Origin of the sequence: Duganella sp. CF517 (genome assembly GCF_900110275.1) — a bacterium.
GTDB lineage: Bacteria > Pseudomonadota > Gammaproteobacteria > Burkholderiales > Burkholderiaceae_D > Rugamonas.
The window spans coordinates 645294-666163 of the sequence record NZ_FODC01000002.1 but is presented as its reverse complement, the minus strand read 5'-3'; the positions used below and the strand labels follow the sequence as shown (position 1 = coordinate 666163).

Here is a 20870-nt window from a genome sequence, read left to right as displayed (position 1 = left end):
CAGCCGCCCGCAAACCGTCGGGGTCAAGTCTGACATTCGGACACGGCCCCGGCTGCAGCCGCCAACGTCCTTCGCGTCAGCCGGCATCTTATTGATCAGGACGTGTCCGAATGACAGACTTGACCCCGGCGTTCGGGCATCTTATTGATCAGGACGTGTCCGAATGACAGACTTGACCCCGGCGTTCGCCACCTGCTGCAAAGCAATTGTCAACTTGCTATAATCGGTGTCGATCGCGCGGCCGATGACCATGCGCCACCGTAAGCGATCCTGGCTCCGGACGTCGCCATGATGACGTTCCCAGTGGCCCGCGCCGGGCCCGTAGCAAGGAGCTTCCTCTGTCTTCCGTTTCCACTCCCATTTCCCGTAAAGAAAATCTGCACAGCATTTACGCGATGCTGACCGCCGTGGCCATGTTCTCGTTCATGGATACGGCCATGAAGCTGCTGTCCGCCCATTATCCCGCCATGCAGGTGACGGCCTTGCGCGCGCTGAGCTCGCTGCCGCTGTTGTGCGGCTACATTGTCTATCGCGGCGCCTTCCGCGGCATCTTCCAGGTCCGCTGGTCGATGCAGATTTTCCGCGCCGTGCTCGGCATCGCGATGCTGACCACCTTCGCCTTCGGCCTGAAGTCGCTGTCGCTGGCCGAGGCGTATTCGATCTTCTTCATCGCGCCGTCGCTGATCACGGCGCTGTCGGTGTTCGTGCTGAAGGAGAAGGTCGGCCCGGGCCAGTGGGTCGCCATCGTCGTCGGCCTGATCGGCGTGCTGGTGGTGCTGCGTCCCGAAGGCACCGGCTTCCTGACCATCGGCGGCCTGGCCGTGCTGGCCGCGGCCGCCTGCTATGCGATGTCGGCCATCGCCGCGCGCGTGCTGGCGCGCTCCGACAGCACCGAGTCGATGATGTTCTGGCTGCTGACCATGATGGCGGCCGGCGCCGTGGCGTTGTCGTACCGCGATTGGGTGCCGGTGCGCGCCGAGGACAGCTGGGTGCTGGTGGCGCTGGCGCTGTCGGGCTTTTTCGGCCAGCTGGCCATCACCAAGGCCTTCAGCACCGGCAAGGCGTCGGTGGTGGCGCCGTTCGAATACTCGGCGCTGGCCTGGGGCGTGGCGATCGATTGGCTGCTGTGGCAGACGCTGCCCGACGGCTATACCTTGCTCGGCGCCGGCATCATCATCGCCAGCGGCATTTACCTGGTGCGGCGCGAGGCCGTGCATGCCGAGGCCGAGCATCCTTGACCATGGGAAACGCCGGGCGCAGCGCGGCGATCTCAACTTCGCTATAATCGGACCATGTTAAAACAACGCACCATCAAAGAACTGGTCCGCACCACGGGTGTGGGCCTGCACTCCGGCACCAAGGTCGAGCTGACCCTGCGTCCGGCCGAGCCCGATACGGGCATCGTCTTCCGCCGGGTCGACCTGACGCCCGTCGTCGAATTCCCCGCCAGCGCCATGGCCGTCGGCGACACGCGCATGGCGTCGGTGCTGGTCAAGGACGGCGCCCGGGTCTCGACCGTCGAGCACCTGATGTCGGCCTGCGCCGGCCTGGGCATCGACAACCTGTACATCGAGGTCAGCGCCGAGGAAATCCCGATCATGGACGGCTCGGCGTCGTCGTTCGTGTTCCTGCTGCAGCAAGCCGGCGTGCTCGAGCAACCGGTCGCGAAGAAATTCATCCGCGTGCTGAAACCGGTCGAAGTGCGCGAAGGCAAGGGCGACAAGGAAAAATGGGCGCGCCTGACGCCGCACAACGGCTTCAAGCTGGACTTTTTCATCGAATTCAACCATCCGGCGGTCGACGGCACGCAGCAGCGCGCCAATGTCGACTTCGGCGACGTGTCGTATGTGCACGACGTGGCGCGCGCGCGCACCTTCGGCTTCATGCAGGATGTGGAAATGTTGCGCGGCATCGGCCTGGCGCGCGGCGGTTCGCTCGAGAACGCCATCGTGATGGACGAGTACCGCATCCTCAATTCGGACGGGCTGCGCTATGACGACGAGTTCGTCCGCCATAAGATCCTGGACGCGATCGGCGATTTGTATCTGGTCGGACACCCGCTGTTGGCCAGCTACGAGGCGCACAAATCCGGCCACGCGCTGAACAACCAGCTGTTGCTGGAGTTGCTCAAGCATCCCGATGCCTACGAGATCGTTTCGTTCCCGACCAACGAGTCGGCGCCGCCGTCGTATCTGCGCCAGATGGCGCGTGAGTGGGCGCTAACTTAACCGGGGCGCCGCCGGGCCACCATCGCTTTTAGCGCGGCGATCAGGGTGGCGTTCTGCGGCGTGTCCTCCAGCGTCTCGCCCAGTTCGTCGAAGGCCGTCACGGCCGCTTCCGGCAGCGACAGCGCCCGCATCTGTTCCTTGATTTCGGCCGGCTTGGTCATCTGCACCCGCAGCTTGACGCCGTTGACCTGCCAGCCGCGCCGCGCCAAGGTTTCCTGCAGCTTCGGGATTTGCTGCTTGAGCTTGGCCGCCAGCGAGGCGTTCGGCAGCGACAAGGTCAGCTGGCCGTCGTCGAACGCGAGGATCTCGCAATACTTGAACATCGCCGGCAACGCGGTCGCACAATCCTTTTGCAGCGCCGCCATGCGCTCGATGGCCGGCATCATGGCCGCCAACTTGTCGTCGCGGCGCAGGAAGTCGGTGGCCCCGACCGGGTTGCGGCGGTTGATCGAGACGTTGGAGGAATTAAATCGCATGCGGCGAACCATAGCACGACGCCGGATTCCCGTCATCAGCCCGCTACGTCGAGGCGTCCGCAGCCGTCGCCGGCCGCTGAAATAGGTTGATTTTGTGACATTGTTTGCGGCCGGGGTATTGTTATATAGGCCAATAACCCAACCTTGGCACGGACGCATGATAAAATCACCGTCTTTTGCCATAGTCGAACTCCGTGCGGTAAGGCGTTTTTCACCTACAGAGCTTTTTTTAACGGCGTTTTTTCAAGAATTCAAGCATGTCATTACTGACCCAGATTTTCGGCAGCCGCAACCAGCGTCTGCTCAAGCAATACCAAAAAACGGTACGCGAGATCAATGCGCTCGAGCCGGCGATGGAAAAACTGTCGGATGCCGAGCTGCAAGCGAAGACGCCCGCCTTCAAGGCGCGCATCGCCAATGGCGAGACGCTCGACGCGCTGCTGCCCGAGGCGTTCGCCGTCTGCCGCGAGGCGAGCAAGCGCGTCTTCAAGATGCGCCATTTCGACGTTCAATTGCTTGGCGGTATGGTTCTGCACTTCGGCAAGATCGCCGAAATGGGCACGGGCGAGGGTAAAACCCTGACCGCGACCTTGCCGGCCTATCTGAACGCGCTGTCGGGCAAGGGCGTGCACATCGTCACCGTCAACGACTATCTGGCCCAGCGCGACGCCGAGACCATGGGCAAGCTGTACGCCTGGCTCGGCTTGACCACCGGCATCAACCTGTCGCAGATGGAGCACTCCACCAAGCAGGCGGCCTACGCGTCGGACATCACCTACGGCACCAACAACGAATTCGGTTTCGACTACCTGCGCGACAACATGGTGTTCGAGGCCGGCGACCGCGTCCAGCGCGCGCTCAACTTCGGCATCGTCGATGAAGTCGACTCGATCCTGATCGACGAAGCCCGCACCCCGCTGATCATTTCCGGCCAGGCCGAGAACCACACGGACCTGTACCACAAGATCAACGAGCTGCCGAAACTGCTCACGCAGCAGATCGGCGAAGAGACGTCGGACGGCAAAGGCAAGGTCGAAGTCCCGGGCGACTACGTCAAGGACGAAAAGGCCCATTCGGTGCTGCTGACCGAAGCCGGCCACGAAAAGGCCGAGGGCATCCTGACCCGAATGGGCCTGCTGCCGGAAGGCGCGTCGCTGTACGACTCGGCCAACATCACGCTGGTGCACCACCTGTACGCGGCGCTGCGCGCGCACGCGCTGTACTTCAAGGATCAGCACTACGTGGTGCAGAACAATGAAGTGGTCATCGTCGATGAATTCACCGGCCGCCTGATGACGGGTCGCCGCTGGTCCGACGGCCTGCACCAGGCGGTCGAGGCGAAGGAGGGCGTCAAGATCCAGAACGAGAACCAGACGCTGGCCTCGATCACCTTCCAGAACTACTTCCGCATGTACGCCAAGCTGGCCGGCATGACCGGCACCGCCGACACCGAAGCGTACGAGTTCCAGGAAATCTACGGCCTCGAAACCGTCGTCATTCCACCGAACCGTCCTTCGCAGCGCAAGGACCGCCAGGACCAGGTCTACAAATCGGCGGCCGAGAAGTACAACGCCATGATGCTGGAGATCCGCGAATGCTACGACCGCGGCCAACCGGTGCTGGTCGGTACCACCTCGATCGAAAACTCGGAACTGTTGTCGGGCATCCTGACCAAGGGCGGCCTGCCGCACAACGTCCTGAACGCCAAGCAGCACGCCCGCGAAGCGGAAATCATCGCGCAGGCGGGTAGCCCGAAAGCGATCACCATCGCCACCAACATGGCCGGTCGCGGCACCGACATCGTCTTGGGCGGTAACGTCGAGAAGCAGATCCAGTTCATTGAAGCCAATCCGGACCTGAGCGACGCCGACAAGGCGGCGCAGGCGAAGGCGATGCGCGACGGCTGGCAAGCCTTGCACGAGCAGGTGGTCGCCGCCGGCGGCCTGCATATCGTCGGCACCGAACGCCACGAATCGCGCCGCGTCGACAACCAGTTGCGCGGCCGCGCCGCGCGCCAGGGCGATCCGGGCATGTCGCGCTTCTTCCTGTCGCTCGACGACCAGCTGCTGCGCATCTTCGCGGGCGACCGCGTACGCGCCATCATGGACCGTCTGAAGATGCCGGAAGGCGAACCGATTGAAGCGGGCATCGTCTCGCGCTCGATCGAATCGGCGCAGCGCAAGGTCGAGGCGCGCAACTTCGACATCCGTAAGCAGCTGCTCGAATACGACGACGTCGCCAACGACCAGCGTAAAGTGATCTACCAGCAGCGTAACGAGCTGCTGGAAACCACCGACATTTCGGAACTGATCGAATCGCTGCGCCACGGCGCCTTCACCGACCTGGTACGCGAATACGTGCCGGCCGAATCGGTCGAGGAGCAGTGGAACATCAAGGGCCTGCAAGCGGCGCTGGCCGCGGAGTGGCAGATCGACGTGCCGCTGACGGCGATGCTGGAGTCCGAGCAGAACCTGAACGACGAAGACATCCTGGAGCGCGTGTTGGCCGCGGCCGACGCGGTGTACCAGGCCAAGATCGATATCGTCGGCAAGGAATCGTTCGGCGGCTTCGAGCGCAACGTCATGCTGCAAAGCGTCGACAGCCACTGGCGCGAGCACCTGGCCGCGCTGGACCACCTGCGCCAGGGTATCCACCTGCGCGGTTACGCGCAGAAAAATCCGAAGCAGGAATACAAGCGCGAAGCGTTTGAACTGTTCGGCCAGATGCTGGAAATGATCAAGAACGAAGTGGTCAAGTTGATCATGACGGTTCGTATCCAGTCGCGCGAAGAGATCGACGCGGCCGAAGCGGCGATGCAGCAATCGCACGTGGAGAACGTCAGCTACCAGCACGCGGACTTCAACCCGAACGCGGCGCCGGAAGAGTTGTTGGCGCCACAGGCGGCGCCGAATCTGGGCGGCCTGCCGCCGGAGCTGCAAGGCCTGAGCGGCGAGCAGCTGATGGAGCTGGGCTTGAAGGTCGGACGCAACGACCCTTGCCCGTGCGGCAGCGGCAAGAAGTACAAGGCTTGCCACGGCAAGCTGGCGTAAGACAAAAAAACCGGAGCCAGCTCCGGTTTTTTTATTCCCGCTAACGGCCGGTATCGCGCTGCGGGGCGGAACGCGGCAACAACATCCGCACCGCCGTTCCGGCGCCCGGCGCCGACGATACCGTGATCCGCCCGCCCAGCACCGCGTTGACGATGTTGTACACGATGTGCATCCCCAAGCCCGTGCCGCCCTGTCCCATGCGGGTGGTGAAGAACGGATCGAACACCCGCCGCAGCACCTCGTCCGTCATGCCGGCGCCGTTGTCGCTGAACGTCAGCGCCACCATGCCGTCCGCCGCCGCCTCCGCGTGCACGGTGATGGTTCCGCTCCGGCCGGCCTCGAAGGCGTGATTGAGCGCGTTGTTCATCAAGTTATTGAGCACCTGATACAGACCGCCCGGATAGGAGTCGAAGCGCAGGCCCTCCTGCACCTCCAGCACCACCTCGCAGCCGGCGCGCCGCAAGCGCGGCGTATAGGTGGCGATGGTGTCGCGCACCGCCTCCTGCAGGTCGAATTGGCGCCGCTGGTCGTTGGTCTGGTCGACGGCGATCTGCTTGAACGACGAAATCAGCTCCGCCGCCTTGTGCAGCGAGTTCGATATCAGCTCGCTGGCAATGCGCACCTCCTCCAGATGCACGATCAACTCCGAGCGGCGCAGCGCGCCGGCGGCGACATGGTTTTCGAAATCCTCGACGCGGTCGCGCAGCGAGGTCGAGGCCAGCAGGCTGTTGCCGATCGGCGTATTGAGCTCGTGCGCGATGCCCGCCACCAGCGATCCGAGCGACGCCATTTTCTCCGACGCCAGCAGTTCGACCTGCGTGCGCTGCAAGGTGGACAGGGCGGCGCTCAAGTCGGCGTTGGCGCGTTCCAGCGCGGCCGAGCGCTCGGTCACGCGGCTCTCCAGCGAGATGTTGAGGTCCTTCAGATCGCGCTTGGCTTCGGACAGGCGCAGCTCCGAGTGTTCCAGCTGCGCGATGCGTTCGCGCAGCGCCGCGCTCATCGTGTTGAGCGCGCGCGCGAAGGCGGCGATTTCGTCGTCGCCGTCGACCGCCAGCGCCTTGTTGTAGTCGCCCAGTTCCATTTGCGCGGACTGTCCCATCAGCGCGTGCAGCCTGCGGCCGATGCCGTGGGTGAAGGCGTAAAACAGCAGCAGCCCGAAAGCCAGGCCGGCCAGCGAGATCGCGCCGCCCTGCAGCATGACCTTGTCGCGCGCGTGTTTCAGGTCTTCCGTGGCGAGGCCGAAGTTGATGCTGCCGATGTGGTTATTCTGCAGCAGCAGCGGCGAGCGCGCATGCAAGGTCGCGTCGTCGATGGTGGTGTGGACGCCCTTGAAGCTGGTGCCGCCACCTTGTTTGAGCAGCGCCGGCAGCGGCTCGTCGCGCTTGCCAACTTCAATGATCGGTTGTTCGTTTTCGTCGAGGATGAGCAGGTAGCGCAGCAGGCTGTCGTCCGGGTCGGCCAGCATTTCGGCCAGGTAGCCGCGCAGCTCCGGCAGGCGGCCGCGCGTGGCGTAGGGGCTGAGGGAGAGGTTGAGCGTGACCGCGTACTCCTGCGCGACCCGCTCGGCGTTGGTGCCGACCGCGTGGTTCATCAGCCGGATGCTGTTCCATATCAACAGGCCGACCACCAGCGCCTGGATCACGGCACTCAGCAACAAGAATTTGGCGCGCAGCGATAGGCTCACAATGGTCGGCTCACAATAGTCGCTTCGCCGTGCCGGGGCGGCCGTTGATCGGCCGGCCCGGCATGATGGGTTGAAGCGGGGTGGAAATTAAGGCAGCGTCAGAATCACCTTGACGGTGTCGTCCACCGCCGACTTGTCAATATAACCGATCGCCTTGGGATCGGCTGCAACGGCTTTTTTCACCTCCGCGTTGCCGGCGTGTTCCTTCGGCGGCGTGCCCTTGCCGGTGAACACCAGTTTGGACCACAGCGCCTTGACCTGCGCGGGGTCCTTGTCGGCCACCTTGCGATAGAAGTCGGCGCGGATCGCCGAACCCTCGGGCTGGTCGATCGGCGTAAACAGCGTCGATTTACCGAGGAAGAATTGCGACGCCTGTTCCGAGAACATGCGGGTGGCCGGATTTTTCTGGCTGACGATAACAACGGTTTCCGCCGACGCCGACAGCGCGAAGGAGGCCATGGTCAGCGCGGACAGCGCGAGCGAGATAGCGATTTTTTTCATGTGCGCTCCAATCAGAATACGAAGTCGAGCGAGGCGCCGACGACGGTGACGCTATTGCGGTAGCCGGCGGCCGGCGCGAAGATCAGCATACCCGATTTGGTCTTGGGCTTGACATGGTCGACCTGCACCTTGAGCGCCAGCGATTTGGCGAAGTCCCAGCGCACGCCGACCAAGTCGGAGCTCTGCTCGGCCGACGTCAGCGTGCTGCGCACGGTCGACGACAGCACGCCGGCGCGCGGGAAGTTGGCCGGCAGGTTCACCGAGCTGCCGGCGTCCTTGGTGGCCGCGTGCGAGTAGTACGGCAGGAATTTGCCGAAACGGTAGCCGGTCATGAAGTACCAGGCGTTGGTGTCCGGGATGTAGACCGGGTCCTTGGCGCGGCGCTGCGCGTACTCGGTCTGCACCAGGATGTTGTTCCAGTCCATGGTCGCGCCGAGCGACGTGAAGGCGATCTTCTTGCCATCGGTCAGATTGATGTCGCTGGCCAGTTGCGCGAAGCCGACCTGGCGCAAGGTCGCGCCCAGGCTGTTGATCGGCGCCAGATCCTTGATCTTCAAGTCGGCGCGGGCGTGGCCGACGCGCACCGTGAACGGGCCGTATTCGCCGCCCAGGCTGATGCCGGCGGCGGGCGCGCGGTAGTTGGCCACCGAGCCGGCGCCGGTCGGCACGAACAGCTTGCCGCGGCTGCGGCCGACGAAGGCCTGGCCGGTGAAGTTGAAGTCGCCGAAGGCGCGCTGGTAGTTGATGTCGGCGCCGTCGGCGTTCTCCATCGGTTCCTGGCCGTACATCTCGATCGGTGGACGCATCATGGTGTTGGCGTAGCCGACGTTCTGGTAGTCGGAGATCAGGAAGATCGGCATAACGATGCGGCCCACGCGCACGCTCACTTCATCGTTGACGCGCGCCTTCAGGAAACCCCAGGTCAGGTCGGTGGAGTAGCTGTCGCTGGTGGACTTGCGGGTCAGTACCTGCACGGTGCCGGACAGCCAGTCGTTCATCTTGTAGGTCGCTTGCAGACCCAGGTTGGTATCGAGGCCGATACGGGCCTTGTCGCCGATGCCTTCGGCCTGGTTATAGCGGGCGAATTGCGCGTCGTCGGTGTTGCTCTTGGCGACGCCCAAGGTGCCGAAGCCGCTGATGGTCAGGTTGCCGTCGTCCAGCACGCCGGCGCGCGCCTGCGTGACGACGGTGGCGGTGAAGGCGGACAGCACCGCCGCTACTAAGAGTTGCTTTTTCATGTAATCCAAATCCTTGGTCGTGTTCGATTTTTCGTTGGTTTTGTGTAAGACAATGCGGGGTTGCGGCATTCGTTGCTCACGTTAAACTAATTTCTCAAATGCATGAAACCGAAAGCAATAAAATGTACGGTCGTGCTAAAAGGATGTGGTTTTTGTGCAAAAACTCCCTGCATTCATGGGCTTGAGTTGCAGCGTCACGATTCTTTGACGCGTATTAATCAATTGCACCAGTAGTCTGACGGCCGTGCGGCGTGTGACCAATAGTTACGGACCGTCGCTGCCCGGGGCGCCGCCGGCGAGGGCGCGATGGCTTGCGACGTTTTACCCTGCAGGTATTACAATAGCGGCTCCCACTTTCCACCCACGAGATCACTTATATGGCCGTCAATTCCCCTCTGCCCGTTGCCTCCGCCCTCAAGCCTGTCGCCGGCGTCGACATCGGTTTCGCCGAAGCCGGCATCAAGAAACCGAACCGCAAGGACGTGCTGGTATTGAAGGTCGCGCCGACGGCCACCGTGGCCGGGGTGTTCACGCTCAACCGCTTCTGCGCCGCGCCGGTGCAGATCGCCAAGGCCCACCTGGCCGCCGCCAGGGAGAGCGGCAAGCCGATCGCGGCGCTGCTGATCAACACCGGCAACGCCAACGCCGGCACCGGCGAGCTGGGTCTGTCGCTGGCCAACGAAACCTGCGCCGCGCTGGCCGCGCAACTGGGTTGCGAGCCGTCGCAGATCCTGCCGTTCTCCACCGGCGTGATCCTCGAGCCGCTGCCGGCCGCCAAAGTCATCGCCGGCCTGCCGCAGGCGATCGCCGGCCTGAAGGCCGACAACTGGTACAACGCCGCCGAAGCCATCATGACCACCGACACCCAGCCGAAGGCCGGCTCGCGCACGGTCACCATCGGCGGCCACACGGTCACGATGAGCGGCATCAGCAAGGGCGCCGGCATGATCAAGCCGAACATGGCCACCATGCTCGGCTACCTGGCGCTGGACGCCAAGGTCGCGCAGCCGGTGCTCGACGTGCTGGTCAAGCAGGTCGCCGACCAGAGCTTCAACTGCATCACCATCGACGGCGACACCTCGACCAACGACTCCTTCATACTGATCGCCACCGGCGCCGGCGCCCTGGAAGTGAACTCGGTCGACTCGCCGGAGTACGCCGAACTGGCCGCCGCCGTCACCGAGCTGTCGCTGTTCCTGGCGCAGGCCATCGTGCGCGACGGCGAAGGCGCGACCAAATTCATCACCATCACGGTGGAAGAGGGCGGGAGCGTCGAAGAGTGCCGCAAGATCGCCTACTCGATCGGCCACTCGCCGCTGGTCAAGACCGCGTTCTTCGCCTCCGACCCCAACCTGGGCCGCATCCTGGCCGCCATCGGCTACGCCGGCGTCGATCTGGATGTCGGCAAACTGAATCTGTACCTGGACGATGTCTGGGTGGCCAAGAACGGCGGCCGCAATCCGGACTACAAGGAAGAAGACGGCCAGCGCGTGATGAAGCAAAGCGAGATCACCGTGCGCGTCAAGCTGGCGCGCGGCGCGGCGGCGGCCACCGTCTACACCTGCGACCTGTCGCACGACTACGTCAGCATCAACGCCGACTACCGTTCGTAAGATGGCGACTCCCCTCGAACAATTCCTGGTGCGCGCCGAGGCCCTGCTGGCGCGCGTGGAGGCGGTGCTGCCGCAGGCGCCGCGTGAACCCGACTGGAAGCTGGGCTTCGCCTTCCGCTGGCGCAAACGCAGCGGCGGCGGCGCCAGCTACCTGCAGGCGGTGGCGCACGTGTCGCCGATCGCGCTGGACGACTTGCAGCATATCGGCCCGCAGAAGGAGCAGATCGAGCAGAATACGCGCCAGTTTGTGCAGGGGCGGCCCGCCAACAACGTGCTGCTCACCGGCGCGCGCGGCACCGGCAAATCGTCGTTGATCAAGGCGTGCCTGAACCAGTTCGGCAAGGACGGCCTGCGCCTGATCGAAGTGGACAAGGCCGATCTGGCCGAGCTGCCGGACATCGTCGACATCGTCGCCGGCCGGCCGGAGCGCTTCATCATCTTCTGCGACGACCTGTCGTTCGAAGAGGGCGAGAGCGGCTACAAGGCGCTGAAGGTGGCGCTCGATGGCAGCATCTCGGCGCAGTCGGACAATGTGCTGATCTACGCCACCTCCAACCGCCGCCACCTGATGCCGGAGCGGATGTCGGACAACACCAGCTACAAGCACGACGAGGATGGCGACCTGCATCCCGGCGAGACGGTGGAGGAGAAGATCTCGCTGTCGGAGCGCTTCGGCCTGTGGCTGTCGTTCTACCCGTTCAAGCAGGATGATTACCTGGCCATCGTCGGCCACTGGCTGTCGTCGCTGGGTTGTACCGAGCAGCAGATCGAAGCGGCGCGCGGCGACGCCCTGCGCTGGGCCTTGCAGCGCGGTTCGCGTTCGGGCCGGGTGGCGTGGCAGTTCGCCAAGGACTACGCCGGCAAGCTGCCGCGGGACGGCCAGGCATGAGCGGCGGCGAAGCGAAGATCAAACCGGTCGATGTCGCCGTCGGCATCCTGATGAAGCCGAACGGCGACGTGCTGCTGGGCCAGCGTCCGGCCGGCAAGCCGTACGACGGCTACTGGGAATTCCCGGGCGGTAAAGTCGATCCCGGCGAAACGATACTGCAAGCGCTCAAGCGCGAGTTCGTCGAAGAGCTGGGGTTGACGATCAACAGCGCCGAGGAATGGTGCGGGGTCGAATACGTGTATCCGCACGCGCACGTGCGGCTGCATTTCTACATCAGCCGCGACTGGCATGGCGAGCCGCAAAGCCTCGAAGGCCAGGCCTTCGCCTGGCAGGGCGCGGTCGGCGTCGAACCGCTGCTGCCGGCCACGATCCCTTTGCTCGAGTGGCTCGACGCCGTCCGCGCCGAGTCGGGTGGTTAGTCAGGCATCCACGCTAATCCGCGCTACAAATATATTTGCATCCCGCTGCATCCAAACCCGGCGCTCGCGTGTAGTACTGCCATCAACGGGAAAATCCCGCTGGTCTTACACACTACCCAGGAGCCTGACATGCAAATCCATCATTCCGCCGCCATCCTCGCCGCCGCCGTCCTGCTGTCCGCTTGCGCCAGCGCCCCGACCTTCAGCCAACAGGCCTTGCCCGCCGCCGTCCAGGTACCGGAAGGTAACAAGGTCGCCATGGAAACCGTCGGCGCCGGCGATATCACCTATGAATGCAAGGCCAAGAAGGACGCCGCCGGCCAGTTCGAATGGACCTTCGTCGGCCCCGACGCCGTCCTGAGCGACCGCAGCGGCATGAGCGTCGGTAAATACTTCGGCCCGCCGGCCACGTGGCAGGGCAACGACGGCTCCAAGGTCACCGCCACCCAGGTCGCGGTCGCCCCGGCCGGCGCCGGCAATATTCCATCGCAGCTGGTCAAGGCCAATCCGGCCACGGGCAGCGGCGCCATGACCGGCGTCACCTATATCCAGCGCGTCGCCACCAAGGGCGGCGTGGCCCCGGCCGGCGCCTGCGCCGCCGCCAACCTGGGCGCCAAGGAAACCGTGAAGTACCAGGCCGACTACATCTTCTGGAAAGCCGCGTAATTCCGTAGCGGGACCGGCGGTTGCGCGGATGTGATCGGCTATAATCGGCCGACACTCAGCAGATCACCGCCGGGGCCGCGCCCACCCTTTTTTCCCGACTGCTGATGCCGAACGCCCCGGACGGTTTTGACTACGACGCCGCGCTGCACGCCTGTGCCCAAGGCGACCAGCGTGCCTTGCAGCGCCTGTACGAACAGGACGGCCGCCATTTGCTGGGCGTGGCGCTGCGCATCGTGCGCCGCCGCGACGTGGCCGAGGACGTGCTGCACGACGCCTTCGTCAGCATCTGGCAAAAGGCCGCCAGCTTCGACCCGCAACGCGGCGCCGCGCGCGGCTGGATTTTCACCGTCGTGCGCCACCAGGCGCTCAACACGCTGCGTTCGCGCGAGCGGGAAGTGTATGCCGAGGCCGACACGCTCGACGCCTTGCAGGAAGACCGGACCGACACCGTGGCCGAACAATTTGAACTGCAAGCCAGCATGGGCCGCCTGAACGATTGCCTCGGCCATCTCGATAGCGCCAAGCGCAACAGCATCGTTTGCGCCTATGTCGATGGCTGCAGCCACAGCGAGATCGCGACGCGGCTGAACGCGCCGCTGGGCACGGTCAAGGCCTGGCTCAAGCGCGGCCTGGCCGCATTGCGGGAGTGCATGGGATGAACGAATCACTGGAGGAACTGCAGCAGTTGGCCGGCGAATATGTGCTGGGCACCCTGCCGCTGGCCGCGCGCCTGCGGGTGGAGCGCCGCATGCAGGACGAACCGCTGCTGCGCGCCGAAGTGGACGCGTGGGAGCGCCGCCTGCTGCCGTTGACGGCGCTGGCCGAGCCGGTCGAACCGTCCGCCAGGCTGTGGCCGCGCATCGTCGGCAACCTGCGCCCGCAGGCGGTGGCCGACGCCGGCGGCTGGCGCCGCTGGTGGGACGATCTGCGGCTGTGGCGCTCGCTCGCGGGCCTGGCGATGGTCGCCACCTTCGTGCTGGGCAGCATCGTGCTGGTGCGTCCCGAGCCGGCGCAGCCGGCCTATATGGTGGTGCTGGTGTCGCCGCAGGAACGCAACGCCGGCTATGTGGTGCAGGCCGGCATGAACAATCAGCTGACCCTGACGCCGCTCGAAGGCACGCCGGTGCCGAGCCAAAAATCGCTGCAGTTCTGGACCAAGGGGAAAAACTGGGGCAAGCCGGCATCGCTGGGCTTGGTGACGCCGAACCAGCCGCTGAAGGTGGCGCTGGGCAAGCTGCCGCAGGTCGAGGCCGGGCAACTGTTTGAAATCACCCTGGAGCCGGAAGCCGGCTCGCCGACCGGCCGTCCGACCGGGCCGATCCTGTACATCGGCAGGGCCGTCAAGGTGAAATCGACCGCCATGTAAGCGGCAGTCGCGGCCTTACTCTTCTTCCAATGGATCTTTGGGCGGCGCGGCGGGGATGGCGTACTTTTCCTCGGCCCAGGCGCCGAGATCGATCTGTTTGCAGCGTTCCGAGCAGAACGGGCGATACTTATTCTCTTCCTTCCACTCCACTTTGGCGGAGCAGGTAGGGCAGTCAACTACGGTGGCCATGATAATTCTTTAGAAGTTACAGAGTGTGAGCTCGAATGGTACATCATCTTCCAGCGCCTTGGGTTTCAGGTCGCCGCCCTGGGTGGTGAAGCGCACCCACAGCATGTACTTGTTGGCGGAGATCTCCGGGATCGCGCCCAGCGATTCGTCCAGGGTCAGCCGCAGCATTTGATAGACCTTGCCCTGCAACATTTGCTGGTAACTGCCGGCGACGGCGATCATCTTGACCGGTCCGCCGGAGTCGCGCAGCAGGCGCAGCACCAAGGCCAGCGCGTCGAACAGCGGCGCCAGCGGCGCGAACCAGGCGGCGATGTCGTTGAAGCGCTGCTGGGCCGGTCGCTTTTGCCAGGCGTAATACGACGGCAGGTCGAATTCGCAGGCGCCGCCGGGAATGATGGTGCGGCCGCGGATGCTCATCAGCCATTCGTTGTCGCGCACGTTCTGGCCGGTCTTGCCCTGGGCCGCGACCAGCGCGCCGCTCACGCCGTCGAGCTCGGCGAGAATCGCGTCCAGGGTTTCGGTCTGGACATTCGGATTCATGCGGTAGCCCAGCAGGCTTTGACGCTGGCGTTCCAGTTCTTGCAGCAGGTCGGATTTGAGGTCGGCGCGGCCGGCCACTTCCAGCATATCGAAGATCGTCGACAGGGCGACGTGATGCTGCATCGGATGTTCCTGATGCACAAAGAATTTGAATTTCTCGTACAGATCCTCTAATCGCAACAACGTGCGGATGCGCTCGTTGAAAGGATATTCGTAGACAATCAAAATAACATCCCTCTATTTGTGGACCTGCGGTGAATCACGTGATTCTGAAGCAAGCCAAGCAAAAATACAAACGTTGCGAAGGTATTGTTACCGTTCTTTTTGAAAATGCTAGCGAATTTTCATGTACAGGGCGTGTAAACGGTCGATTTGGGGCGCCAGGGCGGTGATTCCGTCATTGTTTTCGATAATGTCGTCGGCGGCGGCCAGCCGCTGCGCGCGGCTCGCCTGGGCCGCCATGATGGCCAGCACTTGCGATTCCGGAAGATTGTTACGCGCCATTACACGGGCGATTTGCACTTCCTCGCGGCAGTCGATCACCAGCACGCGCGCCACCCGGGACCGCCAAGTGCCCGACTCGACCAGCAGCGGCACCGCGTAGATGACGTAGCTGCCGGTCGCGGCGGCGCCGGCGGCCAGCGCGCCGTCGCGGATGCGGGGATGGAGGATGGCTTCCAGGCGCGCCTTGGCGCCGGCGTCGGCGAACACCAGCCGGCGCATGCGGGCGCGGTCGAGCGCGCCGGCCGCGTCGGCGAACTCCGGGCCGAATTCGGCGAGGATGGCCGGCATCGCCGGGCCGCCGGGCGCGGTCAGGCTGTGGGCGATGATGTCGGTGTCGACGATGCTGGCGCCGCGTTCGGCGAACATATTGGCCACCGTGGTCTTGCCGCTGCCGATGCCGCCGGTCAGGCCGATGGAGAAGGGCGGAGTGCTCATGCCGTGGCTTTGCTTTTAATAGTAAGGATAAACGACGCGGGTGAAGGCGGTCAGCGGCTCCCGGTACAGGAAGGTGATCAGGCCGGCGGCGGCCAGATACGGCCCGAACGGAATCTGGTAATCGAAGCCGCGCCGGTTCGCCACCATCAGCGCGATGCCGGTCACCGCGCCGACCAGCGAAGCCATCAGCACGATGGCCGGCAAGGTCGCCCAGCCCATCCACGCGCCCAGCGCGGCCAGCAGCTTGAAGTCGCCGTAGCCCATGCCCTCGCGGTGACGCACCAGTTTATACACCCAATAAATGGTCCACAGCGCCAGATAGCCGGCCGCCGCGCCGACCACCGCATCGTGCAGCGACACGTAGGTGCCGTTGATGTTGATCAGCAGCCCGGCCCAGATCAGCGGATAGGTCAGGTCGTCGGGCAGCAACTGGGTGTCGGCGTCGATGAAAGTGAGCGCCACCAGGAAATACAGGAAGAACAGGCCGCCCAGGCCCTGCCAGCCGGTGCCCAGTTTCCACACCACCAGCGCCGACAGCACGCCGGTCAGCAGTTCGATGGCCGGGTAGCGCGGCGAGATCGGCGCCTTGCAGTTGCTGCATTTGCCGCGCAGGACCAGATAGCTGACGACCGGAATGTTCTCCATCGCCGTGATCTGATGGTGGCAATGGGGACAGGCCGAGCGCGGCACCATCAGGTTGTAGCGCTCGATGTGGACCTCGGGCTTGCCCGCTTCGACGGCGCAGTAATTGTCCGACTCGCGCTGCATCATCTTCGGCAGGCGGTGGATGACGACGTTGAGGAAGCTGCCGATCAGCAGGCCGAACAGGCCGGCGATCAGGCTGATGGCCAGGTCGGCGGCGGGAGCGAACAGCAGCGGCGATTGCGGCATCGAGTCGAGCATACGGGTCAGCGGCCCTGGACGGGCGGGTAGGTGGTCACAGGCCCATATTAAAGCATCACGGCAACATTGCGGGGCGTTTTTGACGGCGTGCGGCGCGGGACGGTGCGCAAGCTGCCTCCCTCGTTGGGGATATGGGAAGGATATTGGAATGATGGCAATGTGCGGGGACGGGATATCGGAACCGATATTCAAACCACACGGAGCCGTTTTTGCTGTTGTTCATACAGACCCCTTTATTTGCGATGTTGGGCGTAACCCTGGAATGTTTGCTGCTGGGCGTGTTATTCCGGATTTGCCTGCGCAACATCGCGCGCCGCTACCAAGCCCGGCTCAAGCAACTGGAGCAGCGCGAGCGCGTCGCCTTCGATCTGCACGACACGCTGCTGCAAAGCATGCAAGGTGTCCTGCTGCGCGTGCAGAGCGTCGGCCAGCGGCTGCCCGGCGGCAGCGCCGAGCGCGACACCATCGACAACATCCTCGACCAGGCCGACGAGGTGCTGGCCGACGGCCGCCACCAGGTGCTGGCGCTGCGCACGCCGCTGGTGTACGGGGACAATGTCAGCCGGGCGTTCGCGCAGGTCGGGCATTCGCTGCAGGACAGCTTCAAGACGCCGTTCCGGATGATTGCCACCGGCCCGGCGCTGCCGCTCGACGGCGACGTCGGCGACGAGATTTTCCGCATCGGGCGCGAGGCGCTGTTCAATGCGTTCCAGCATGCGCAGGCCGGGCATATCGAGCTGGAGCTGGTGTACGGCTGCGAGTTCTTCTCGCTGTTCGTGCGCGATGACGGCAAGGGCATTGATGCGGCGCTGGCGCCGGGGGCCGGCTATCGCGGCCTGGCGGGCATGCGCGAGCGGGCCGAGCGCATGGGGGGCGGCGTGGAGGTGTTGAGTTTGCCCGAGCGCGGGACGGAAGTGATTTTGAAGGTGCCGGGCAAGGTGTGTTACGCGCCGCAGCGCGGGCGGCGCTGGCGGCGACGGCTCGCGGCCTGGCTTGGCCGCACCGAATCGCGCGGGTGACCGAGGCCGGCTGCAGCGCCAACGCCGCCTTCCGCATCGTCCGTTTTACACCACCGACCCCAATTTGAAGATCGGCAAATACATCGCGATGACCAGTCCGCCGATCAGCACGCCAAGGATGACCATGATCGCCGGCTCCATCAAGCTCGACAGCGACGCCACGGCCTCGTCCACTTCCTCTTCGTAGAAATCGGCCACCTTGCCCAGCATGGCGTCGAGCGAGCCCGATTCCTCGCCGATGGCGACCATCTGCGTGACCATGTTGGGAAACACCTCGACGTTCTGCATCGCCACCGTCAGGCTGGTGCCGGTGCTGACCTCGTTCTGGATCTTGCGCGTGGCGTCCAGGTACACCGCGTTGCCGGCCGCGCCACCGACCGAGTCGAGCGATTCGACCAGCGGCACGCCGGCCGCGAACATCGTCGCCAGGGTGCGGGTCCAGCGGGCGATCGTCGCTTTGCGGATCACCTCGCCGAACACCGGCAGCTTGAGCAGCAGCTTGTCCATGAAGCGCTGCATTTGCAAGGAGCGCTGCCAGGCCCGGAAGAACAGGTACAGCCCCATGCCGATGGAGAAGAAGATCACGTGCCACCACGTGACGAAGAACTCCGACAGCGCCATGACGAACAAGGTCGGCGCCGGCAGGTTGGCGCCGAAGCTGGCGAACACCTCCTTGAACGCCGGCACCACCCAGATCATGATGACCGCCGTGACGACGAACGCCACCGCCAGGATCGACACCGGATACATCAGCGCCGATTTGATCTTGGCCTTCATGGCCAGCGTTTTTTCCTTGTAGATCGCCAGCCGCGTCAGCAGGTCCTCCAGGATGCCGGCCTGTTCGCCGGCGCCGACCAGGTTGCAGAACAGCGGGTCGAAGTACAGCGGAAACTTGCGGAAAGCCTGGTTCAGGCTGGTGCCGGTTTCGATGTCGGCGCGCAGGTCCATCACCAGCTTGGAGACGGACGGGTTGGCGTGGCCCTTGCCGACGATGTCGAACGATTGCAGCAGCGGCACGCCGGCCTTCATCATCGTCGCCAGCTGGCGCGTGAACAGCGAGATGTCCTTGTCGGTGATGCGCTTGCCGCTGCGGTAGGCTTTCTTCTTGACCTTGGTGACCATGATGCCCTGGCGGCGCAAGGTGACGTTGACCACGGCTTCGCCGCCGGCGCGCATCTCGCCGCGCACCGTCTTGCCGGTCTTGTCCTTGCCTTCCCAGGCGAAGATCATTTCCTTGACCTGGTTGCCCGCGTTGCCCGAAGTCGCCATGATCGTTGTCCTTTTTTAGCGCTTATTCGTTGGTACAGCCGAGCACTTCTTCCAGGCTGGTCAGGCCGCTCCTGACCTTCACCAGCCCCGACTGGCGCAGCGACTTCACGCCTTCCTCCTCGGACTTGGCGGCGATCTCCATCGAGTTGCCGTGCGCCAGGATGATGCTCTCGATGGCCGGCGTGATCGGCATGATCTGGTAGATGCCGACCCGGCCCTTGTAGCCGCCGCCGTTGCAGCGCTCGCAGCCGACCGGGCCGTAGGGCTTCCAGCTGCCGTCCAGCTCGTGCTGCTTGAAACCGGCCTTGAGCAGCAGGTCGTGCGAGATCTCGACCGGCTGCTTGCAGCTGCACAGGCGCCGCGCCAGCCGCTGCGCGGTGATCAGGATCACCGACGAGGCGATGTTGAACGGCGCCACGCCCATGTTCATCAGCCGCGTCAGGGTCGACGGCGCGTCGTTGGTGTGCAAGGTCGAGAACACCATGTGGCCGGTCTGCGCCGCCTTGATGGCGATGTCGGCCGTTTCGAGGTCGCGGATCTCGCCGACCATGATGATGTCCGGGTCCTGGCGCAGGAAGGATTTCAGCGCCACCGGGAACGTCAAGCCGGCCTTGTCGTTGACGTTGACCTGGTTCACACCGGGCAGGTTGATCTCGGCCGGGTCCTCGGCGGTGGAGATGTTGATGCCGGGCTTGTTGATGACGTTCAGGCAGGTGTACAGCGACACCGTCTTGCCCGAGCCGGTCGGGCCGGTCACCAGCACCATGCCGTAGGGCCGCTGGATGGCGTCGAGCAGCAATTCCTTCTGGTCCGGGTCGTAGCCGAGCGCGTCGATGCCCATCTGCGCCTGCGTGGCGTCGAGGATACGCATGACGGTCTTCTCGCCGAACAGGGTCGGCAGGGTCGAGATGCGCAGGTCGATGGTCTTGGTCGGCGAGACGATCAGGCGCATGCGCCCGTCCTGCGGCACGCGCTTTTCCGAGATGTCGAGCTTGGCGAGCACCTTGATGCGCGAGACCAGCTTTTCCTTGATCGAGATCGGCGGCTGGGCGTGTTCCATCAGCACGCCGTCGACGCGGAAGCGCACCCGGTAGAATTTCTCGAACGGTTCGAAGTGCAAGTCCGACGCGCCCATGTTGACCGCGTCCATCAGCATTTTGTTGAGGAAGCGCACCACCGGCGCGTCCTCGACGTCATTGGTGGCCGACTCGGCCGCCGCCGTCACCGCCGCCGCCGCGCTTTCCTCCTCGGCGAACTGGATGTCCGCTTCGTCGCCGGCCAGGTCCGAAATGCTTTGTTCGCTGGTCTTGTTGAGCCGCGCCAGCAGTTGCAGCAGCGCGTCGTGCGGCACGATCACCGGCTCGACCGTGGACTCGGTCTGGAACTTGATCTGGTCGAGCGCCTGCAAATTGGTCGGATCGGAAATGGCCACCGACATCTTGTTGCCGCGCTTGGCCAGGGCGATGACGCGCTGGGCCTGCATCAGCTTGTTGTCGATGGCCTTGGCGGGCAGCGCGTCGAGGTTCAGCGCGGCCACATCCATCAGCGGATAGGCGAACGTTTCGGCGCAGAAGGCGGCCAGCGCGCGGGCGTCGATCACGCCGCTCGAGAGCAGCACGTCGATGAAGGCCAGCCTGTCGAGCGCGGCCTTTTTTTGCAGCGCCTCGGCTTGCAGGGCGGAGAGCCGTCCGGCTTGCAGCAATGCGCGCGCCAACCCCGACATCGGGGCGCCTGGCGCGGCGTTGGGTAGGACTGCTGCCATAGAAGCATCTATCTTGATAGGGGACGGGCGGTCAAAGAATCATGCTCTTGAGCATTAATTTTGTAAAGCCTTGTCGTCTATTTTTCGCTGCCAAGAAACGATTGTACGCCCGGGTGTTG

General features: G+C 64.2%; 20 protein-coding genes. 10 read left to right on the top strand and 10 right to left on the bottom strand.

Features of this window, described 5'->3' with window-relative positions; genetic code table 11:
* Positions 1-395: 395 nt before the first annotated feature.
* Together BMX85_RS09910 and lpxC are read left to right on the top strand one after the other, a co-directional pair.
* Entirely contained in the window at positions 396-1238 is an 843-nt protein-coding gene (locus BMX85_RS09910; RefSeq protein ID WP_090316514.1) for a DMT family transporter, read from the top strand.
* 54 nt (positions 1239-1292) lie between these two features.
* Positions 1293-2228, top strand: coding sequence for a UDP-3-O-acyl-N-acetylglucosamine deacetylase (gene lpxC, locus BMX85_RS09905; protein WP_090316511.1), 936 nt, complete (start codon positions 1293-1295; stop codon positions 2226-2228).
* Here lpxC and BMX85_RS09900 read toward each other — a convergent pair.
* Positions 2225-2704 carry a DciA family protein gene (locus BMX85_RS09900; RefSeq protein ID WP_229210373.1) on the bottom strand — a complete coding sequence of 160 codons (480 nt, stop codon included), beginning with the start codon at positions 2702-2704 and terminating at the stop codon, positions 2225-2227. The genes lpxC and BMX85_RS09900 overlap by 4 nt on opposite strands.
* A gap of 257 nt (positions 2705-2961) precedes the next feature.
* On the opposite strand from BMX85_RS09900, the gene secA reads away from it, so the two are divergent.
* The gene (secA, locus tag BMX85_RS09895) at positions 2962-5754 is read left to right on the top strand and encodes a preprotein translocase subunit SecA (protein WP_090316505.1); all 2793 of its coding nucleotides are present in this window, start codon (positions 2962-2964) and stop codon (positions 5752-5754) included.
* Positions 5755-5794: 40 nt separating this feature from the next.
* Here secA and BMX85_RS09890 read toward each other — a convergent pair whose 3' ends face one another.
* The 3 genes from BMX85_RS09890 to BMX85_RS09880 form a co-directional block, all read right to left on the bottom strand.
* On the bottom strand, positions 5795-7438 hold the full coding sequence (locus BMX85_RS09890; protein ID WP_090316502.1) for a sensor histidine kinase: 1644 nt from the start codon (positions 7436-7438) through the stop codon (positions 5795-5797).
* An 87-nt stretch (positions 7439-7525) separates the two neighbouring features.
* The gene (locus tag BMX85_RS09885; RefSeq protein ID WP_090316499.1) at positions 7526-7939 is read right to left on the bottom strand and encodes a type 2 periplasmic-binding domain-containing protein; all 414 of its coding nucleotides are present in this window, start codon (positions 7937-7939) and stop codon (positions 7526-7528) included.
* Positions 7940-7950: 11 nt separating this feature from the next.
* Positions 7951-9177, bottom strand: coding sequence for a porin (locus BMX85_RS09880; RefSeq protein ID WP_090317663.1), 1227 nt, complete (start codon positions 9175-9177; stop codon positions 7951-7953).
* A gap of 377 nt (positions 9178-9554) precedes the next feature.
* On the opposite strand from BMX85_RS09880, the gene argJ reads away from it, so the two are divergent.
* From argJ to BMX85_RS09850, 6 genes are all read left to right on the top strand, one after another.
* Positions 9555-10790, top strand: coding sequence for a bifunctional glutamate N-acetyltransferase/amino-acid acetyltransferase ArgJ (argJ, locus tag BMX85_RS09875; RefSeq protein ID WP_090316496.1), 1236 nt, complete (start codon positions 9555-9557; stop codon positions 10788-10790).
* 1 nt (position 10791) lies between these two features.
* Positions 10792-11679: an ATP-binding protein gene (locus BMX85_RS09870; RefSeq protein WP_090316493.1), complete on the top strand. Its 888-nt coding sequence runs from the start codon at positions 10792-10794 to the stop codon at positions 11677-11679.
* On the top strand, positions 11676-12098 hold the full coding sequence (locus BMX85_RS09865; protein WP_090316490.1) for an NUDIX domain-containing protein: 423 nt from the start codon (positions 11676-11678) through the stop codon (positions 12096-12098). Before BMX85_RS09870 ends, BMX85_RS09865 begins: the two co-directional genes overlap by 4 nt.
* A gap of 129 nt (positions 12099-12227) precedes the next feature.
* Entirely contained in the window at positions 12228-12764 is a 537-nt protein-coding gene (locus tag BMX85_RS09860) for a DUF3455 domain-containing protein (RefSeq protein WP_090316487.1), read from the top strand.
* A gap of 104 nt (positions 12765-12868) precedes the next feature.
* The gene (locus tag BMX85_RS09855) at positions 12869-13423 is read left to right on the top strand and encodes a sigma-70 family RNA polymerase sigma factor (RefSeq protein ID WP_090316485.1); all 555 of its coding nucleotides are present in this window, start codon (positions 12869-12871) and stop codon (positions 13421-13423) included.
* On the top strand, positions 13420-14130 hold the full coding sequence (locus tag BMX85_RS09850; protein ID WP_090316482.1) for an anti-sigma factor: 711 nt from the start codon (positions 13420-13422) through the stop codon (positions 14128-14130). Before BMX85_RS09855 ends, BMX85_RS09850 begins: the two co-directional genes overlap by 4 nt.
* A 15-nt stretch (positions 14131-14145) precedes the next feature.
* On the opposite strand, the gene yacG is transcribed toward BMX85_RS09850, so the two are convergent.
* The 4 genes from yacG to BMX85_RS09830 all read right to left on the bottom strand — a co-directional run bounded on the left by yacG (position 14146) and on the right by BMX85_RS09830 (position 16689).
* Entirely contained in the window at positions 14146-14319 is a 174-nt protein-coding gene (yacG, locus tag BMX85_RS09845) for a DNA gyrase inhibitor YacG (RefSeq protein WP_090316479.1), read from the bottom strand.
* Between the two features lie 9 nt (positions 14320-14328).
* On the bottom strand, positions 14329-15084 hold the full coding sequence (gene zapD, locus BMX85_RS09840) for a cell division protein ZapD (RefSeq protein ID WP_090316475.1): 756 nt from the start codon (positions 15082-15084) through the stop codon (positions 14329-14331).
* A 108-nt stretch (positions 15085-15192) separates the two neighbouring features.
* Positions 15193-15798 carry a dephospho-CoA kinase gene (gene coaE, locus BMX85_RS09835; protein WP_090316472.1) on the bottom strand — a complete coding sequence of 202 codons (606 nt, stop codon included), beginning with the start codon at positions 15796-15798 and terminating at the stop codon, positions 15193-15195.
* 15 nt (positions 15799-15813) lie between these two features.
* The gene (locus BMX85_RS09830) at positions 15814-16689 is read right to left on the bottom strand and encodes a prepilin peptidase (protein WP_090317660.1); all 876 of its coding nucleotides are present in this window, start codon (positions 16687-16689) and stop codon (positions 15814-15816) included.
* 254 nt (positions 16690-16943) lie between these two features.
* Between BMX85_RS09830 and BMX85_RS09825 the strand changes: the two genes are divergently transcribed.
* Positions 16944-17720 carry a sensor histidine kinase gene (locus BMX85_RS09825; RefSeq protein WP_090316469.1) on the top strand — a complete coding sequence of 259 codons (777 nt, stop codon included), beginning with the start codon at positions 16944-16946 and terminating at the stop codon, positions 17718-17720.
* A gap of 45 nt (positions 17721-17765) precedes the next feature.
* On the opposite strand, the gene BMX85_RS09820 is transcribed toward BMX85_RS09825, so the two are convergent.
* Together BMX85_RS09820 and pilB are read right to left on the bottom strand one after the other, a co-directional pair.
* Positions 17766-18989, bottom strand: a complete 1224-nt coding sequence (locus BMX85_RS09820) for a type II secretion system F family protein (RefSeq protein WP_090316465.1) — start codon at positions 18987-18989, stop codon at positions 17766-17768.
* 22 nt (positions 18990-19011) lie between these two features.
* Complete coding sequence (gene pilB / locus BMX85_RS09815) at positions 19012-20751, bottom strand: type IV-A pilus assembly ATPase PilB (RefSeq protein ID WP_090316463.1); 1740 nt, start codon at positions 20749-20751, stop codon at positions 19012-19014.
* Between the last annotated feature and the right edge of the window lie 119 nt (positions 20752-20870).

What these genes read in the sequence shown, in the direction of transcription:
- BMX85_RS09910 (WP_090316514.1), top strand. Translation starts at nt 396, where the DNA reads ATGCTGACCGCCGTGGCCATGTTCTCGTTCATGGATACGGCCATGAAG.
- lpxC (WP_090316511.1), top strand. Translation starts at nt 1,293, where the DNA reads ATGTTAAAACAACGCACCATCAAAGAACTGGTCCGCACCACGGGTGTG.
- BMX85_RS09900 (WP_229210373.1), bottom strand. Translation starts at nt 2,704, where the DNA reads ATGCGATTTAATTCCTCCAACGTCTCGATCAACCGCCGCAACCCGGTC.
- secA (WP_090316505.1), top strand. Translation starts at nt 2,962, where the DNA reads ATGTCATTACTGACCCAGATTTTCGGCAGCCGCAACCAGCGTCTGCTC.
- BMX85_RS09885 (WP_090316499.1), bottom strand. Translation starts at nt 7,939, where the DNA reads ATGAAAAAAATCGCTATCTCGCTCGCGCTGTCCGCGCTGACCATGGCC.
- BMX85_RS09880 (WP_090317663.1), bottom strand. Translation starts at nt 9,177, where the DNA reads ATGAAAAAGCAACTCTTAGTAGCGGCGGTGCTGTCCGCCTTCACCGCC.
- argJ (WP_090316496.1), top strand. Translation starts at nt 9,555, where the DNA reads ATGGCCGTCAATTCCCCTCTGCCCGTTGCCTCCGCCCTCAAGCCTGTC.
- BMX85_RS09870 (WP_090316493.1), top strand. Translation starts at nt 10,792, where the DNA reads ATGGCGACTCCCCTCGAACAATTCCTGGTGCGCGCCGAGGCCCTGCTG.
- BMX85_RS09865 (WP_090316490.1), top strand. Translation starts at nt 11,676, where the DNA reads ATGAGCGGCGGCGAAGCGAAGATCAAACCGGTCGATGTCGCCGTCGGC.
- BMX85_RS09860 (WP_090316487.1), top strand. Translation starts at nt 12,228, where the DNA reads ATGCAAATCCATCATTCCGCCGCCATCCTCGCCGCCGCCGTCCTGCTG.
- BMX85_RS09855 (WP_090316485.1), top strand. Translation starts at nt 12,869, where the DNA reads ATGCCGAACGCCCCGGACGGTTTTGACTACGACGCCGCGCTGCACGCC.
- BMX85_RS09850 (WP_090316482.1), top strand. Translation starts at nt 13,420, where the DNA reads ATGAACGAATCACTGGAGGAACTGCAGCAGTTGGCCGGCGAATATGTG.
- yacG (WP_090316479.1), bottom strand. Translation starts at nt 14,319, where the DNA reads ATGGCCACCGTAGTTGACTGCCCTACCTGCTCCGCCAAAGTGGAGTGG.
- coaE (WP_090316472.1), bottom strand. Translation starts at nt 15,798, where the DNA reads ATGAGCACTCCGCCCTTCTCCATCGGCCTGACCGGCGGCATCGGCAGC.
- BMX85_RS09830 (WP_090317660.1), bottom strand. Translation starts at nt 16,689, where the DNA reads ATGCCGCAATCGCCGCTGCTGTTCGCTCCCGCCGCCGACCTGGCCATC.
- BMX85_RS09825 (WP_090316469.1), top strand. Translation starts at nt 16,944, where the DNA reads ATGTTGGGCGTAACCCTGGAATGTTTGCTGCTGGGCGTGTTATTCCGG.
- BMX85_RS09820 (WP_090316465.1), bottom strand. Translation starts at nt 18,989, where the DNA reads ATGGCGACTTCGGGCAACGCGGGCAACCAGGTCAAGGAAATGATCTTC.
- pilB (WP_090316463.1), bottom strand. Translation starts at nt 20,751, where the DNA reads ATGGCAGCAGTCCTACCCAACGCCGCGCCAGGCGCCCCGATGTCGGGG.